This window comes from Colwellia piezophila ATCC BAA-637 (genome assembly GCF_000378625.1).
GTDB lineage: Bacteria > Pseudomonadota > Gammaproteobacteria > Enterobacterales > Alteromonadaceae > Colwellia > Colwellia piezophila.
The window spans coordinates 14,883-30,850 of the sequence record NZ_KB905175.1; the positions used below are offsets into that span (position 1 = coordinate 14,883).

At 40.1% G+C, this 15,968-nt stretch carries 16 protein-coding genes; 7 read left to right on the top strand and 9 right to left on the bottom strand.

Translation table 11 applies throughout. The annotated features are described in order from the left end of the window. Positions 1 to 212: 212 nt before the first annotated feature. The 3 genes from F580_RS0120955 to F580_RS26505 form a co-directional block, all read right to left on the bottom strand. The gene (locus F580_RS0120955; protein ID WP_019029728.1) at positions 213 to 794 is read right to left on the bottom strand and encodes a hypothetical protein; all 582 of its coding nucleotides are present in this window, start codon (positions 792 to 794) and stop codon (positions 213 to 215) included. A 28-nt stretch (positions 795 to 822) separates the two neighbouring features. Then, on the bottom strand, positions 823 to 1,668 hold the full coding sequence (locus tag F580_RS0120960) for a substrate-binding periplasmic protein (protein ID WP_019029729.1): 846 nt from the start codon (positions 1,666 to 1,668) through the stop codon (positions 823 to 825). Positions 1,669 to 1,801: 133 nt separating this feature from the next. After that, positions 1,802 to 1,954, bottom strand: a complete 153-nt coding sequence (locus tag F580_RS26505; RefSeq protein ID WP_019029730.1) for a hypothetical protein — start codon at positions 1,952 to 1,954, stop codon at positions 1,802 to 1,804. A gap of 195 nt (positions 1,955 to 2,149) precedes the next feature. Between F580_RS26505 and F580_RS0120970 the strand changes: the two genes are divergently transcribed. The 5 genes from F580_RS0120970 to F580_RS0120990 all read left to right on the top strand — a co-directional run bounded on the left by F580_RS0120970 (position 2,150) and on the right by F580_RS0120990 (position 5,318). After that, positions 2,150 to 2,572, top strand: a complete 423-nt coding sequence (locus F580_RS0120970) for a hypothetical protein (protein WP_019029731.1) — start codon at positions 2,150 to 2,152, stop codon at positions 2,570 to 2,572. A 305-nt stretch (positions 2,573 to 2,877) separates the two neighbouring features. Further along, entirely contained in the window at positions 2,878 to 3,264 is a 387-nt protein-coding gene (locus tag F580_RS26130) for a hypothetical protein (protein ID WP_245560665.1), read from the top strand. A gap of 212 nt (positions 3,265 to 3,476) precedes the next feature. Continuing rightward, positions 3,477 to 3,890 carry a copper resistance CopC family protein gene (locus F580_RS0120980; RefSeq protein WP_019029733.1) on the top strand — a complete coding sequence of 138 codons (414 nt, stop codon included), beginning with the start codon at positions 3,477 to 3,479 and terminating at the stop codon, positions 3,888 to 3,890. A gap of 11 nt (positions 3,891 to 3,901) precedes the next feature. Next, on the top strand, positions 3,902 to 4,780 hold the full coding sequence (locus F580_RS0120985; protein WP_019029734.1) for a copper resistance D family protein: 879 nt from the start codon (positions 3,902 to 3,904) through the stop codon (positions 4,778 to 4,780). Between the two features lie 58 nt (positions 4,781 to 4,838). Beyond that, the gene (locus tag F580_RS0120990; RefSeq protein WP_019029735.1) at positions 4,839 to 5,318 is read left to right on the top strand and encodes a nuclear transport factor 2 family protein; all 480 of its coding nucleotides are present in this window, start codon (positions 4,839 to 4,841) and stop codon (positions 5,316 to 5,318) included. Positions 5,319 to 5,461: 143 nt separating this feature from the next. Here the strand turns inward: F580_RS0120990 and F580_RS0120995 are convergent, their stop codons facing one another. The 5 genes from F580_RS0120995 to ilvG form a co-directional block, all read right to left on the bottom strand. Beyond that, positions 5,462 to 6,394, bottom strand: coding sequence for a prohibitin family protein (locus F580_RS0120995; protein WP_019029736.1), 933 nt, complete (start codon positions 6,392 to 6,394; stop codon positions 5,462 to 5,464). Positions 6,395 to 6,530: 136 nt separating this feature from the next. Beyond that, complete coding sequence (gene ilvA / locus F580_RS0121000; protein WP_019029737.1) at positions 6,531 to 8,081, bottom strand: threonine ammonia-lyase, biosynthetic; 1,551 nt, start codon at positions 8,079 to 8,081, stop codon at positions 6,531 to 6,533. 359 nt (positions 8,082 to 8,440) lie between these two features. Next, entirely contained in the window at positions 8,441 to 9,367 is a 927-nt protein-coding gene (locus tag F580_RS0121005) for a branched-chain amino acid transaminase (RefSeq protein WP_019029738.1), read from the bottom strand. Between the two features lie 121 nt (positions 9,368 to 9,488). Further along, positions 9,489 to 9,746, bottom strand: a complete 258-nt coding sequence (gene ilvM / locus F580_RS0121010; RefSeq protein ID WP_019029739.1) for an acetolactate synthase 2 small subunit — start codon at positions 9,744 to 9,746, stop codon at positions 9,489 to 9,491. 1 nt (position 9,747) lies between these two features. Continuing rightward, entirely contained in the window at positions 9,748 to 11,412 is a 1,665-nt protein-coding gene (gene ilvG, locus F580_RS0121015) for an acetolactate synthase 2 catalytic subunit (protein WP_019029740.1), read from the bottom strand. 452 nt (positions 11,413 to 11,864) lie between these two features. Here ilvG and F580_RS0121020 point away from each other — a divergent pair, with 452 nt between their 5' ends. Next, positions 11,865 to 13,388, top strand: coding sequence for a YifB family Mg chelatase-like AAA ATPase (locus tag F580_RS0121020; RefSeq protein ID WP_019029741.1), 1,524 nt, complete (start codon positions 11,865 to 11,867; stop codon positions 13,386 to 13,388). Positions 13,389 to 13,404: 16 nt separating this feature from the next. Here F580_RS0121020 and ilvY read toward each other — a convergent pair whose 3' ends face one another. Next, positions 13,405 to 14,283 (bottom strand): HTH-type transcriptional activator IlvY, encoded by an 879-nt coding sequence (gene ilvY, locus F580_RS0121025; protein ID WP_019029742.1) that lies wholly within the window; start codon positions 14,281 to 14,283, stop codon positions 13,405 to 13,407. A gap of 197 nt (positions 14,284 to 14,480) precedes the next feature. Between ilvY and ilvC the strand changes: the two genes are divergently transcribed. Beyond that, a complete protein-coding gene (ilvC, locus tag F580_RS0121030; RefSeq protein WP_019029743.1) occupies positions 14,481 to 15,962 on the top strand; it encodes a ketol-acid reductoisomerase in 1,482 nt (493 codons plus the stop codon). The last annotated feature ends 6 nt before the right edge of the window (positions 15,963 to 15,968 follow it).

The window sequence follows — 15,968 nt, forward strand, 5'->3', positions numbered from 1 at the left end:
TCTCTTCAATCAATGTCTTGCCTCTAAGCCTTTTAATTCTCGCTAAGTGATCAATTAATTAGTCCGATTGGTATCATGGCTATTAATTAAACTAGATAGGTATGATTTTCACTAAAACCTACTTGCCAGCCAGATGTTACTGACAACGTGGCGTGTAAAGACAAGCTACTTAAGAGCTGTGATAAACATAACCAGTGAATTAAGTATACATTTTAAGGTAATAACTCAATCGCGCGGACTTGTAATATAGCTTCGCCACCGTCTTTATCGGTTAAACTTGGCGTTAAATAAATAGCATCTATATGTTCAGGTAATAAGCCAAAATCGGTTGAACTGTCTGGGGTCCAATCAGGTCTGTAGAAGTCCTTTAAATCAACCTCAGTGGTGCGCCATTGTTTCGTCGCCGGTAACTTTATTTGATAATGAGCATAACTTTGATCGCCATTTTTACCATATTCTTGCTGTGATAGTTTAATGAGCAATGGAATATCGCACTGGTAGGTTAAGCGTATTTTTTTATTGCCTGCCAAAGACATTGTCGGCAGTTTATGAATCAACTCAACCCAAGAATTACGTTTTTCATCGATACGCGGCACCCGCTTAAACTTAATCCAAATACCACCATGGCGAATGAGCTTTTCATTAATGATCGCCTCACTGCCATAGGGGTCAGTATCATAAGTCCATTGATGTTTATCTAAGGGAGGGTAAGTATTGTTTGCGATGGCGGGAGCGACAGCTAAAAGTAGTAGACTAGCCATGCTAGCGAGCAGTGTTAATTTGAAAAAATGCATGTAAATCCTTTAAAAGTAGTGTGCGAGCCTAGTGAATAAGTTCTCTATTGAGTGACATATTACGGCTGTCAGTCGGTGCTTGCTGTTGCCAGTCGGTAAGAGCATATTTTGCTAATATAGCGTCTAGCTTACCACTTTGTCTAAGTGTCATTAAGCCGCTATCAAACAGCTGGACTTGCTCCTTGCTGAGTAAAGATGAAAAGCCTAAAAATAACGGGGTAAAGTCCCCTTGGGTACCTGCATAAATAATCGGTGATTCGCTTAGTTTTGACAATTGGTATTGCACGGTAAACCTAGAGTCTATCAAAATATCTAATCGGCTCATTTGTAGCATTTTCAACAGCTTTTTTAAGGGTGAGTAACCACTGGCGCGATATACATGTTCAGTATTGCTTCTAAGTAACTGATTTAGCTGTTCACCATAATGATAACCATTGATAGTGCCTAAAATAGCATTGTCTTTTAAGGTCGAGGATAAGTGAGTCATACTCTGAAAGCGCCAAGAGTGGCCTGCCCTTACATAAAAATCATTATATAATCCGCCAAAACTTAACTGACTTTTCTGCAATTGAAAGTCAGCAATATGTTGCGGAGTTAAAGCAAGCAGTATGTCGACTTTGTTCTTTTTAGCGAGCTTTAACGCTCGTGCTAACGGCATTAAGGAAAATTGTATCTTTAGGGCATTGTCCCTGGCTATCTCATGGACTATTTCAACCAAGAACCCAGGTAAAGCACGATCATCGCAAACGTAAGGGCACCACTCATCAGAGACAACCGTTAAGGCTTTTGCTTGGGTTGGCTTGATGGCAATACTTGACCAGGACAACAAAAATATGAGGCTAAGCTGCAATAGCTTGATAGTGACTTTATTCATGGTCTTATTCTATAGCTAAATAGCTAGTGATAATAGTAAGTACTATAAGTAACGGCAAACGGCTAGTGATGCAGACAAGTGACAGCAGTAAGCGGCTACTGGAGCCACTTACTGCTAATGAACTCTACTTTAATTAGTTAGCATTAATGTCCTTTAAACCTGATGCGCGCCATAAATAAAATAATGTTGGTTGTACTAACAAGGTTAATAACATCGCGCTAGCCATGCCGCCGGTCATCATAATAGGGCGTATGCGTAGACCGGCACCTTGAGTAACGGCTTGCAAAATATCGACTTTACTGTTTTATTTATAAAAGTAGGCACAAGCAACAGACAACTAGGCAATAAGAATGTTGATTTTAGTATCATTAAAAGCAAGATATCAATAACTGTTCATTTGTTATCTTGCCATTTTTACCTTAGCTCAGGTAATATCAATGCCTTTCAATTGAATTAAATTATTTTATAAGTAAGGATTTTTATGCGCGGAGCAGGTGGTACGTCAGGTGGTTTAGGACAGTTTTTTATTGGTTTGGTAATGATGTGCGGTGGTTTTTATTTACTGCTCAATGCTATTACCGTTAGTTCAAGTTTTGGTATGGGTATGCGCTTATACGGCTTCTCGGCTATGGGCGGTAGTTACAGTATCACTAGCGGTATGGTGATGATTCCTTTTATGTTTGGGGTAGGTATTATTTTCTATAACAGTAAAAATCCGCTTGGCTGGGTATTAGCTTTAGGCGCAATTACCGGTCTTATCTTTGGCGTAATTTCCTCTATTCGTTTTAGCATGAGAACGATGACATCGTTTGATTTAATTGTCATCTTAGTTTTGGCAATGGGTGGTTTAGGTTTGTTTTTACGCTCATTAAAGAAAATTGATGCGGCAATTCCAGCTGAGTAATATCGATTGACTAACATTCTCTCCATGCTTCTCGGTAAAACTGGCTAAGGAGATAAGGATAGTTATTTATCGGTGGACCACTAGACTTTTATGGTCTAAACGATGTTATTTTATTTAGTCATTTTCTCATTGTTTACCTTTTGTTTACCTTGTGTTTACCTTTGTTTTGATTAGCTTTAGCTGTGCACTAAACTTCCAAAATTATAGTTTATTAAGGTAAAAGTGACTTGTTGTAAATAAAATGTTCTTGAATGACGTGATTTTTTGTGTAACATAAAAGTGATTCTTATTCTTCGTGAGTTACTATGTTGCCTACTTTCACTAAAGCCTTATTGGTGCTGCTACTGTGTTTGACCTTTATCGGTCAAGTCATAGCGTCTACCCTTATGCCTTATCAGATGATGAGTATGAATGCAGAAAACTTGCAGGAACAACCTCATGATATGGCAATGATGGCTCACAGTGCTGATCAAATGGCGAGTGATGTCGATAATCCTACTATGGATTGTTGCGTAAATGACTGTAGTTGTTTCATTGGTGGTTGCTCAACCTTAGCCGTATTGACCAAAATTTCCAATACAGAGCTCAATCTGACTTCTTCGTTGAAGATACCATCCATTGTTAGCCTAGCTCTTAGCCCGCGTCTAATCTCCCTATACCGACCGCCAATACTTAAGCTAAATAGAGCATAAATGTGTCCAAAATTTGGGCCGTCTACTGCATAGTTTGTATCAGGCACTTTGACTGCTTAGTCTCTTCAATATTGGTTGTCACCAATGCCGGTTAACTTGTCTTGTAGTAATACTTTACGCTGCTCTATAAATCATATTAGTACTAAAATCACTTATAACACTGCGCGTTATGGCAGTACGTTTACCTTGTTAAGCAACACTTAGGAACACACATGAATACCATTAAAATTTTATTGACGGTTACTTTATTATTTATTTCTTCATCGGTTTTAGCCCATGCAGGCTTAAAATCTTCATTACCAAAAGACGGTGCCATGTTAATGGCAAGTCCAAAATTATTGCAGTTAGCGTTTACTAAAGATGTTCATTTAGTGAAACTTACCGTGTCAGATCAAAACGGTGCTCTGATGCCGATTGAATTTAAACCTTCGGCAAAAACATCGGCTAATTACAGTCTAGCTTTACCCCTATTACCAAGCAGCAACTACCAAGTTAATTGGACCATTATGGGAAAAGATGCGCATAAAATGAAAGGCAAGTTTGCTTTTATGGTTCATGGGCAGACTAAGACTCAGGGCATGAAAAAGCATAAAGATAACCCGTCTAATGGCAAGCATAGTCATTAGGAGCTTTTAACATGGAAATATCACCCTGGGACATCGCAATTATTATCAGCAAGTTAATGATATACATTGGTATAGCTGGCTCCGTTGGTGGTGTTTTCATCCATTGGTTAGTTATCCAAAGAGAACAGCCATTTAATTTACGGCAGCATTGTCAGCTCCTACTCTTTATTGGCATAGTTGGCACACTGTTGAATTTTTTTATGCAAGTCGGTGCTTTTGCTGAATCAGGGCTGTCAGGTGTTTTTGACCCCTTTTATAACAACTTGTTGTGGCAATCCAATGCGGGAGATGCACTCTTGTATCGCCTTACTGGTTTACTGTTGGCTTTAATTTCAGTGACTAAGTTAACGGCAACTGGACAGTATCGCAACATCTTTGCCGCTACTTTTATGATAAGTGTCATATTGCTTGCGCGTTCGTTCAGTATTATCGGACATACCGCAGAGATGAATTTGACTAGCCAATTGTTGCTTAATTTACATGTACTGTTGGTTTTCTGCTGGTTAGGCTCACTTTGGCCGCTCTGGAAAGCTTGCGGGGTTTTATCCGCAGCGGATTTACATAAAGTTATGCAGCAGTTTGGTTACTATGCTAGCTATATGGTTTCATTATTAATACTTTGTGGGCTAATAGTAGCGTACCAACTAATAGGCTCAATACACAGCTTGTTTTTCACCAGTTATGGACAAAGCTTTTTACTCAAACTTGCTTTAGTCATGGGTATATTGCTGATCGCAGCGCATCATAAATTTAACTTGGTAGCTAAGCTGATAAAAAGTGAGCAGGCTACCAAAGCCTTGGCTCGTTCTATTCAATGGGAAATGGTTTTAGCCTTGCTGATTTTACTAACAACCACTTGGCTGACTACTGTTGTTGGCCCTGACCACTAAACCAAAATTAAACTTAAACACAAATTAAAAAATCTATTTATTTAAGAGAGATAAGTGAATGAAAAATTATAAATTACTATGTTTCACCTTACTATTTTCGACCCTTATACCAACAAGTTATGCTCATGACGATACTAAAAAAGCAGCCGCGAAATCTAGCATGTTTATTGGTGTTGATTCTATGGCAGCTAAGGTCGTTAAGCGTTTTCATCATGCCCTAAGGACAAGCGACAAAGTTACCGCCCGTCTGTTACTCGCCGATGATGTACAAATATTTGAAGGCGGCGGCGTAGAGCGCTCCGCTGATGAATATGCCAGCCATCATATGTTGTCGGATATGAAATATCTTGCCGCGGTAAATAATAAAACCTTAGAGCATAATGTAAAAGTGATGGGTAACAGCGCCGTTTCTATGTCTCGTAGTCAAACTACCGGAACATATAAAGGCAAAGAGCAGAATTATCAAAGTATGGAAACTATGGTGTTAGAAAAGCAGCAGGGTGAGTGGAAAATAATTCGTATCCATTGGTCTAATTAAATCAGCTGAACCTTGCCTTATTAATAAACTTGATGTGGTTATTCCAGTAGGGTTATATCTTGGGTTTAGCTACTATTGTTATTTTCTCAAAATAGCTATTGGGCTGGGTATAGTGCAAGTTTTTTGTACTATACCCATTAGAATTATTTTTCCTTCATATTCCATAAAATATCTTGGCCACTGCCCATTACCGTGGTTGGTAATTTTCCGTCCCAGCGCTGAGCTTTAACGTATTCAACCAAGGTTTTATTGGTTTTAATCGCCTCTGCTTTCTTTAATATAGCTTCCGCTTCCGCTAGTCCTTTAACTCTTATCGCCTGAGCTTCTGCTATAGCTTCAATTTCAATGGCATAAGCGCTACCATCGGCACGGGCTTTTTCCGCATCTCGTTTGGCTTCTGCGGTATTTACTTCTCGCTGTGCTTCAAGCTTTTGACGATCTAAGCGATGTTTTTCAGCGGCGGCTAAGTTTTTTTCTGTTTGTTTGGTTTCGATACTCTGTAGGTACTTTTGCGGCAATACTAAGTTTTCAATTTGCACACTATCAAGTTTTACCGGAAAATCAATCATGGCCGCAAGTAGTGTTTCTTCTATTTTTTGAATGACTTGTCCGCGATTTTGAATGATTTGTTCTGCTTTAAAGCGCGCTAAGGCATCTTTAGTGGCTGAGCGTAAACGGGGATCTAAAATACGGTTTTCAAATTGATCTAAACCACCGTAACCTTTGTATAATTCAAATGCTTCTGCGCGAATTACCGTCCAGTTAACAGAAACCTGTGCTTGCACTGGCATTTGCTCGAAAGTTGAGGCTTTGAGGTTTTCAGTATTTTTACGAGTACGAATTTCGATCTCTTCAACCGTGTCAGCAAAAGGAATCTTGGTATGTAAGCCAGGATTCACTTGCGTGGTTGCTTCACCAAAACGTTTAACGATACCTACATGACCTTCGTCAATAGTGTAGGGTACTTGCCATAAAATAATACCAGCAACAATCGCTACCGTAATTTTGCCAATATGCTTGGTTATTTTAGTGGTATCAAGGTCGACTGGGGTTTTTGTCATTCCATTTTTCAGCATGTGTTTTCCTTTATTGTTATTAATCGTTGTTACGTTATGTTTGTAACTAAACTGTTAATAACAATAAAGCCTTGACATATTATGTCAAGACTTTTGTTTTATTGTACATGCTTAGGAGTGAATTTAGTTGCTAGTATTAATTCAAGAATGTTTGATAAGCAAGGTTATCGGTTTCTTCTTGCCACTGATAACCTAGGGTTTCAAGGTGTTGGAAAAACTCACCTTGCTGACTCTTATCCAGATTGAAGCCAGCAAGTACTTGACCAAACGCTGCGCCATGGTTGCGGTAATGAAACAGGGTGATATTCCAATGTTCGCCCATAGCAGCTAAGAATTTTTCTAATGCGCCTGGGTGCTCGGGAAACTCAAAACTAAATAGACGTTCATCATTTTTTTCAACTGAATTAGCACTTTTACCGCCAATCATGTAGCGAACATGCAGCTTAGCTAGCTCATTATCGGTGAAGTCACGTACTTGATAATTAGATTTCACTAAGCCTTGCAGTAACTGTTGACGCTCTTGCACACTACCGCCTAAACGAATGCCTACGAATATTTCTGCGCTCGGCTTGCCCGAATAACGGTAGTTAAACTCGGTAATGGTCCGGTTGCCTATGGCTTGGCAAAAATTCTTAAAACTACCTTTTTCTTCAGGGATAGTCACCGCTAAAATGGCTTCTTTTTTCTCGCCGAGTTCACAACGCTCAGAGACATAACGCAAGGTATGAAAGTTCATATTAGCGCCTGAAAGTATTGCCGCTAATGACTCATTACCTTTGCTATTTTGCGTATACTTTTGCAAACCGGCTAAAGAAAGTGCGCCAGCAGGCTCAGCGATAACACGGGTTTCTTCAAAAATATCTTTGATTGATGTACATATTTCATCGGTAGATACCGTAATTACCTCATCACAAAACTCTTGAATCAAACCGAAAGTATTTTCACCAATGCGTTTAACCGCAACACCATCGGCAAATAAACCTACTTGCTCTAAGTCGACTGGTTTGCCAGCGGCAAGCGCCGCTTTTAAACAGGCTGAATCTTCCGCTTCAACGCCTATAATTCTAGTATTTGGGCTAAGTTGTTTTAAATAGACTGCCATACCGGCCAGTAAACCACCGCCGCCAACAGGGATAAAAACCACATCCGCATGAGGTAATTGTTGTAAAAGCTCTTTTGCGACAGTACCTTGGCCAATAATAACTTCAACATCATCAAAAGGATGAATAAGGGTTTTATTTTCTGCTTTTGCGTATTCTACTGCAGCGGCTTGTGCCTCATTAAAACTATTACCTACGAGTCGTACTTCACCACCAAAACGCCTAACATTGTCGACTTTGATATCAGGCGTAGTCTTGGGCATTACGATAGTTGCTTTTATACCAAGCTTCTTAGCCGCTAATGCTAACCCTTGCGCATGATTACCTGCAGATGCAGCGATAACGCCATGAATACATTGCTCTTCAGTTAAACTATTAAGTTTGTTATAGGCACCACGTAACTTAAAAGAATGCACGGGTTGTTGATCTTCACGTTTGAGATAAATTTGGTTATTTAATCGTAAAGATAACTTGCTTAACGTGGTTAATTCAGTTTCAACAGCCAGATCATAAATAGGAGCGAGTAGAATACGGCGTAAGTAATCTAATGGTGTTTGAGGTGATGTTTTTTTTAGTGTTTCTGTCATTAGATTTACCTAGGGGTTAATATCAATTACTTGAAGTTATGCAGTTAACTTTTGAGTCGTCATGCTCTGTTTCGAACCGCACCTTTATCAGCACTGGTTACAGATCTTCATTTAGGCACGATTTGTACATGCCAATTGAAGGTTTTGATAACTAATTTTTTACTAATAGGATTTTGAAAATTCACTTTTATGACTACCAAAGCAAATGAACTTTTAAAATGATGATTATTGTCTATAAAGCATATTAAAGTCGTAGCTAGTTCGACTAAATTTCAAGGTAGGAAGTGCACAGCTTATAAGTATAAGTGAGTACTTTTAACGATGAAATTTAGCGAAATAGCAAAGACGTAGAGCAAAAACTATTTTACCGGTTCTAACCAGCCCCATTTATCTTCGGTAGTGCCATCAAAAATACCGAAGAAAGCATCTTGTAAAGCTTTAGTGATAGGGCCACGAGAGCCAGTACCTACTTTTATGCCATCAACAGATTTCACTGGTACAATTTCGGTAGCTGTACCTGTCATAAAGAATTCATCGGCAAGATATAAGGCTTCACGAGAGATAGTTTCTTCACGTACTTCATAACCTAAATCTTTTGCTAAGACGAATACTGCATCACGAGTTAAACCCTGTAGAATTGAAGCAGCACCAGGTGGGGTATAGATAATACCTTTACGCACTAAAAATAAGTTTTGACCAGCGCCTTCACTGATTTGATTATTGATATCCATGGCGATGCCTTCGGTATAACCATGGCGATGCGCTTCAGCAGAAATAAGCTGAGAAGATAAGTAGTTACCACCCGCTTTCGCCGCTGTCGGCATAGTATTTGGCGCTAAACGATTCCAGCTTGAAACACCTACGTCAACGCCATTTTCAATAGCATCAGCGCCTAGGTATGCTTCCCAGCTAAAAGCAGCAATCATTAAGTCAGCTTTAGCATCGACAGGTGGACGAAGACCCATGCCAATATCACCTAAAAAGGCTAATGGGCGGAGATAAGCTGAATCTAAGTTGTTTTTAGTGACGGCATCTTTACAAGCCTGAATCACTTCTTCAACTGTGTAGGGGATATTCATGCGGTAAATTTTTGCTGAATCAAACAAACGTTCAATATGTTCAGTCAAACGGAAAATACAAGTACCCTTAGGGGTATTGTAGGCACGAATGCCTTCAAAAACAGATGAGCCGTAATGAAGCGCATGACTCATTACATGTACGGTAGCGTTTTTCCACGGCATAAGTTCACCGTTGAACCAAATATATTCTGCATTTACTTTAGCCATTTTCTTTTCCTAATTTTGTTGCTGCTACTTAACTAGCTAACCCCGATATAAATATCAGAGTCTAGCTAATTAAAGTTGAGCGAATTTTTATTTTTTTGAATAATTACATTGCTTGTTTTATTTACACGTCACTATTGTCTACTTTGACACCCTTGATGTCGATCAATTTGTTTATTTGATCAACAAGCAATGAAATAGGACGTTCACTGCTGACAGTCATAGTAATAGTAGCAACATTATTACCAGTATTAACTTCGGCATTCATGCCGTTGATTAGAAAGCCGCGATAACGAGTGACTTGTAAAATCCGTTCTAAGACCACTTGTTTATCATCAGCCATAATGATTAATTGATACTTATTTAACGTCATCGGATTCATCTTAAACACCCTCCATCATTTTATGGTTTGCGGTATTTGGCGGTACTAACGGCCAAACATTTTCTGTGGCATCAATTTTTACTTGTAATAAGTATGGACCATCGTGATCTAACATCTCTTCAATGGCAGCTTGCACCTCGCTCTTTTTATTGATCATCCGTGATTTTATATCGAACGCCCTCGATAACATGACAAAATCAGGGTTATCTGATAAATCTGTTTCGCTTAATCTGCCGTCAAAAAACAAATCTTGCCACTGGCGAACCATGCCTAATTTAGCGTTATCAATTAGCACTATTTTTACTGGGATTTGGTAGCGTTTGATGGTGGCTAATTCTTGGATATTCATCATAATTGAGCCATCCCCCGATACCACAATAACTGTATCGTGAGGGCGTGATATTTGGGCGCCAATTGCTGCGGGTAAACCAAAGCCCATTGTTCCCATGCCGCCACTGGTTAAAAAGTTACTTGGATCGTCAAAGCTCATATGTTGTGCCGCCCACATTTGATGCTGACCAACATCTGTGGTTACACAAGTATTACTGGGCATTAAATCACTGACAGTTTTTAGTACTGCTGGGGCAAAAATATTGTCGCCAGGGTGATCATATCGCCAAGCAAAATCAGTTTTCATTTGCTGTAACTGCTCTTGCCATGCTTTTATTTCTAACGGCATAGTTAATAGCGGTAAATTACCTTTTAAATCACCCAAAATGGCAGCATCTGCAGTACGGCGTTTATTAATTTCAGCGGTATCAATATCAAAGTGAATAACCTTGGCATTCGGGGCGAATTCATCTAGTTTCCCGGTCACTCGGTCATCAAAACGAGCGCCAACAACGACTAATAAATCACTTTCCTGTACGGCAATATTGGCTGCTTTGGTACCATGCATACCTAACATACCAAGGTAATTTTCATTATCCGGGTTAATTGCCCCCAAACCTTTCAGCGTTGATACACTGGGCATACCAGTTTTATTGGCAAAATCTCGTACTTCTTCTATGGCATTAGCCATACCAACACCGCCGCCTACATATAAAATAGGCTGTTTGGCATGGGTCAATAATTCAAGGGCTTTACTGATATCGGCAAGCGGTAATTTCACCTTATTTCTTAAGTGAGATAACTTGTCAAAACGTTGAGTTACGGCTGCTAGCTGTATGTCTTTTGGAATATCAACTAGCACCGGACCATGACGGCCTTCCAGAGCAATTTCAAAGGCTTGATATAATACTTTTTCCAGTTCATTAATATCGGTCACTTGGAAAGAGTGTTTAGTACAGGCCAGGGATAAACCAAAAATATCAATTTCTTGAAAAGCATCGCTACCCATTGCGGCAGTAGGAACTTGTCCGGTGATGGCAACAATAGGAATGGAATCGGCTAGCGCATCGGCAAGACCGGTGATCAAGTTTGTTGCCCCAGGGCCAGAAGTAGCGAAACAGACACCAACAGTACCAGCGGCACGAGCATATCCAACAGCGGAAAATGCTGCACCTTGCTCATGACGACATAGAAAATGTTTTACATCACTGTCGTATAAAGCGTCATAAATCGGCATTATGGCGCCACCTGGGTAGCCAAAAACATGTTGTATACCATGCTCTTGTAACACTTCAAATAATAATGAGCTGCCTGTTAACGTTTTACTCTCGGTCATGATGATTCCAATTGTTATCTTGTTAAAGTCTATATTTACAGCGTTTTATATTTAATGAAAAGTTTAATAAAATGCTTAATAAAGTTTAGTAAAAAAGTGCTAAAAGAAAACCCTCGGTTCTTGCGAAGCGAGGGTTTGTATTTGTTTGGATGCTTTTCCTTTAGCTCAACAAAACCCTCGAGATGATTTAATAATCACCACGACGAGAAGGTTAATAATAATTGAGTTAAATTTATGCATTTTATCTATTTCTTTGTTTTATTTTGCGTAGACGGATTAGTATTTTTAATCTTTGGTCTCGCTTACTTATTAAATTAGTACCATAGCTCTAATCCTAAGTGCAAGGTTTTTTGTTATAGCTTTTTTGTATAGTAATCGACAATCGGTAATAAACGCGTGCTCAGTATATTTGAACTACACTGAAAAAAGGGAATAAGTAAAATGGAATTTATATGTCGCTTTCTTGTGTGTACAGTCGAGCCAGAATTGGTCTTGAATCTCCCCTTGTTACAGTTGAAGTTCACCTAGCGAATGGACTGCCAGCATTTAATATTGTTGGCTTACCGGAAGCCTCGGTAAAAGAATCAAAGGACAGGGTACGCAGCGCCATTATCAATTGCGGTTATGAGTTTCCGGCTAAGCGCATCACCATCAATTTAGCACCAGCAGACTTACCCAAAGAAGGTGGACGTTTTGATTTACCTATTGCAGTGGGTATTCTTGCCGCGTCCGACCAGCTACCTCCCGTTGATTTATCACAATATGAATTTGCTGGTGAACTGGCTTTGTCAGGCGAACTACGCGCCATTGTTGGTGAAATTCCTGTTGCTATGGCAAGTAGTAAAAGTCAGCGAACCTTGATAATTCCCATACAAAACACCGAGCAAGCAAGTTGGGTCAAGCAGGCAAAAATTCATGGCATTAGCCATTTAACTCAGTTGTTTCCACACTTTGCCGGTCAACAAATTTTACCCTTGGTTACTGAACCGCCCATTGCCGAAACGTTGGTTGGACAAGTGTCTGATATGAGTGATGTTATGGGACAGCCATTGGCAAAACGTGCTTTAGAAATGGCCGCCAGTGGTGGTCATAATTTATTGTTTATCGGTCCGCCTGGCACAGGAAAAACCATGTTAGCCAGTCGATTATCCGGAATTTTACCACCGATGACCGAAGAAGAGGCACTAGAAGTCGCGGCTATTCAATCGATTAGCCATCAGGATATTACCCGTAACTCTTGGTTTACTCGACCGTTTCGGGCGCCTCATCACACGGCTTCGTCAGCCGCTTTAGTGGGCGGTGGCAGTCAGCCACAAGCTGGGGAAATTACTTTAGCGCACAATGGCGTGCTGTTTTTAGATGAATTGCCTGAGTTTGAACGAAAAGTATTAGACGTACTACGTGAGCCAATGGAATCGGGAGAAGTCACTATCTCGCGAGCTTTACACAAACAATGTTTTCCGGCACGTTTTCAACTGATTGCCGCGATGAACCCTAGCCCAACGGGTTTTTATAACGATAAGCGCAGTAGCCCAGAGCAAGTACTAAGATATTTGAATCGGCTCTCAGGACCTTTTTTGGATAGAATTGATATTCAAATTGAAGTGGCCAGATTACCTCGCGGTACTTGGGCCCAGAGCAGTCAAAAAAATGAAACAAGTGTCCAAATACAACAGCGAGTGCAAGCCTGCCGGACGATTCAGTTACAAAGACAAGGAAAATCCAATGCCCATATCAGTAGTCGCGAGCTGAAACAATATTGCCAGCTAAGTACCGATGATAATGAATTCTTAGAGTTGGCGGTAGAACAATTGGGCTTATCAACCAGAGCACACCATAAAATTTTAAAAATCGCTCGTACGTTAGCGGATATGGAAAAATCACCAGAAATTCTCCGTAAACACTTAACCGAAGCGTTATCTTATCGGGCGATGGACAGACTTTTACGTCATTTGACGAGTGCGATTTCCGTTTGATTTTACTCGATGCGTTTTAAGATATTGAGTTAAAAAAGGCTTTAATGAGCGGCTGCGCCTTTGATTGATTCAAACAACAAACCCCGAGTTCGAAAGGCTCTATTTCACCGATATTATCGAGATTACTCACTCGGTCTTTAACTGGGCTGTTATCCACCACCACTTGCGGAACTATGCCTACACCACAACCTAAAGCAACCATGCTGACCAATGCTTCGTGCCCAGAAACTGTTGCGTAGATCATTGGTTTACCTTGCTGTTTTTTACGATACCAAAGATCAAATCGTTTTCGTGCAGCGCCATGTTCAGGCAAAATTATCGGAATTTCAGACCAAGTTAATATTTTTTGGCTCAGTTGTTGCTGCACCTTGCAGGTCATTGTTGGTGCAATTACCGCCATGGCTATGGTGTCTAAGTGATGAAAATAGACACTGCGCGGTAGTTGCTCGGGGGCTGCAGCGATAGCAAAATCAACCGCTTGATTTTGTACTTGTTCAAGGGCATCAGCAGCATCACCCGTGGTTAACATGATCTCTACCAAAGGATGGCGAACACGAAATCGTTCCAGCAAAGGTGGTAAATGGCTGTACGCAGCAGTAACCGAGCAGTAAATATGTAATTTTCCGGTTAACTCTACTTGTTTTTCAGCAAGTGATTGCTTAAAACCATGCCACTGCTCAAGCTGTTGTTCAGCATAGGCTTTGAATTTTTTGCCGACATCGGTAAGTACCACAGTACGATTGTCACGATGCAGTAACTCGTCGCCAACTTCCTCTTCAAGTCGTTTGATTGCTCTGCTCAGTGTCGATGGGCTGATGTGGTGTGCTTGCGCGGTTTTACCAAAATGCAAACTTTGGCTCAAATGCGTAAACATAGATAATGCTTTTTGATCCATTATTTTTCCGTTGGCGGGATTTTAATCGCGCAGATAGATTAATATCATTCATTGCAAAAAACGCAACGTAGTAGTGCGAATATATCACTTTTTGCAACGTGATATCTAGGGTATGGTGTTTACATTGAAAAAAATATTGTTAAAAGAACAGTCAGCAAGCTGACTCGATTAATACTCAAGAAATTATAGGAAAGTCCATGAGCAATTATTTTAATACCTTAAGCTTACGTGAAAAGTTAGGTCAATTAGGCCAATGTCGTTTTATGCAACGTGAAGAATTCAGCGATGGCTGTAACTTCATCAAAGACTGGAACATTGTCATTGTTGGTTGTGGCTCGCAAGGTTTAAACCAAGGTTTAAACATGCGTGATTCTGGTTTAAATATTTCTTATGCGCTACGTGATGCAGCAATTAGCGAAAAGCGTCAATCATGGCAGTGGGCTACTGAAAATGGTTTTACTGTTGGCAACTATGCAGAATTGATTCCGCAAGCCGATTTAATATTAAACCTAACACCTGATAAGCAACATACTTCAGCTGTTACTGCGGTAATGCCGTTGATGAAGCAAGGCGCTACGCTTTCTTACTCACATGGTTTTAATATTGTTGAAGAAGGCATGCAAGTTCGTCCTGATATCACAGTTGTTATGGTTGCACCTAAGTGTCCTGGTACAGAAGTACGTGAAGAGTACAAACGTGGTTTTGGTGTACCAACGCTTATCGCCGTTCACCCAGAAAATGATCCACAAGGTAACGGTTTAGCGATTGCTAAAGCCTACGCTAGCGCTACTGGAGGTGATAGAGCGGGTGTTCTACAGTCATCTTTCATTGCTGAAGTTAAGTCTGACTTAATGGGTGAGCAAACTATTCTTTGTGGTATGTTGCAAACGGCTGCTGTTTTAGGTCACAAGCAACTAATCGCCCAAGGCATGGACGCAGCTTATGCGCGTAAATTATTACAATACGGCTTAGAGACTACTACTGAAGGTCTTAAGCATGGCGGCATCACTAACATGATGGACCGTTTATCAAACCCGGCAAAAATCAAAGCCTTTGATATGTCAGAAGAATTAAAAGTGATTTTACGTCCGTTATTTGAAAAACATATGGATGATATTATTGAAGGTCACTTCTCGAAAACTATGATGGCAGATTGGGCTAATGATGATATTAACTTATTAACATGGCGTGCAGAAACTGCTGAATCTACCTTTGAATTAGCGGCTGATTGCGAAACAGAAATTACTGAACAAGAGTATTACGACAAGGGCATTTTTGTCATTGCTATGATCAAAGCTGGCGTTGAACTTGCTTTTGAAGCCATGGTTGCTGCGGGTATTGTTGAAGAGTCGGCTTATTACGAGTCACTTCATGAAACACCATTAATTGCTAACTGTATTGCACGTAACAAGTTATACGAAATGAACGTGGTAATTTCAGATACTGCCGAATACGGTAACTACTTATTTACGCATGCAGCAGTACCGTTACTTGCCGATTTCACGCAAAAATTAACCCTTGAAGAATTAGGCGAAGGGTTCAAAGACAGTTCGAACAATGTCGATAATGCCCGTTTAATTGAAGTAAACGAAGCTATTCGCAGTCATGGTGTTGAAGTGATTGGTAAAGAATTGCGTGGTTACATGAAAGATATGAAGAAAATTGCTAGTGCAAAATAATACTCG

Excerpts from the sequence above, each read along its gene's own strand:
- ilvG (WP_019029740.1), bottom strand. The coding sequence starts at position 11,412 with ATGACCGAGAGTAAAACGTTAACAGGCAGCTCATTATTATTTGAAGTG.
- F580_RS0120970 (WP_019029731.1), top strand. The coding sequence starts at position 2,150 with ATGCGCGGAGCAGGTGGTACGTCAGGTGGTTTAGGACAGTTTTTTATT.
- F580_RS0120980 (WP_019029733.1), top strand. The coding sequence starts at position 3,477 with ATGAATACCATTAAAATTTTATTGACGGTTACTTTATTATTTATTTCT.
- ilvC (WP_019029743.1), top strand. The coding sequence starts at position 14,481 with ATGAGCAATTATTTTAATACCTTAAGCTTACGTGAAAAGTTAGGTCAA.
- F580_RS0120995 (WP_019029736.1), bottom strand. The coding sequence starts at position 6,394 with ATGCTGAAAAATGGAATGACAAAAACCCCAGTCGACCTTGATACCACT.
- F580_RS0120960 (WP_019029729.1), bottom strand. The coding sequence starts at position 1,668 with ATGAATAAAGTCACTATCAAGCTATTGCAGCTTAGCCTCATATTTTTG.
- F580_RS0120990 (WP_019029735.1), top strand. The coding sequence starts at position 4,839 with ATGAAAAATTATAAATTACTATGTTTCACCTTACTATTTTCGACCCTT.
- ilvA (WP_019029737.1), bottom strand. The coding sequence starts at position 8,081 with ATGACAGAAACACTAAAAAAAACATCACCTCAAACACCATTAGATTAC.
- F580_RS0121020 (WP_019029741.1), top strand. The coding sequence starts at position 11,865 with ATGTCGCTTTCTTGTGTGTACAGTCGAGCCAGAATTGGTCTTGAATCT.
- ilvM (WP_019029739.1), bottom strand. The coding sequence starts at position 9,746 with ATGAATCCGATGACGTTAAATAAGTATCAATTAATCATTATGGCTGAT.
- F580_RS0120955 (WP_019029728.1), bottom strand. The coding sequence starts at position 794 with ATGCATTTTTTCAAATTAACACTGCTCGCTAGCATGGCTAGTCTACTA.
- F580_RS0121005 (WP_019029738.1), bottom strand. The coding sequence starts at position 9,367 with ATGGCTAAAGTAAATGCAGAATATATTTGGTTCAACGGTGAACTTATG.
- F580_RS26130 (WP_245560665.1), top strand. The coding sequence starts at position 2,878 with ATGTTGCCTACTTTCACTAAAGCCTTATTGGTGCTGCTACTGTGTTTG.
- ilvY (WP_019029742.1), bottom strand. The coding sequence starts at position 14,283 with ATGGATCAAAAAGCATTATCTATGTTTACGCATTTGAGCCAAAGTTTG.
- F580_RS0120985 (WP_019029734.1), top strand. The coding sequence starts at position 3,902 with ATGGAAATATCACCCTGGGACATCGCAATTATTATCAGCAAGTTAATG.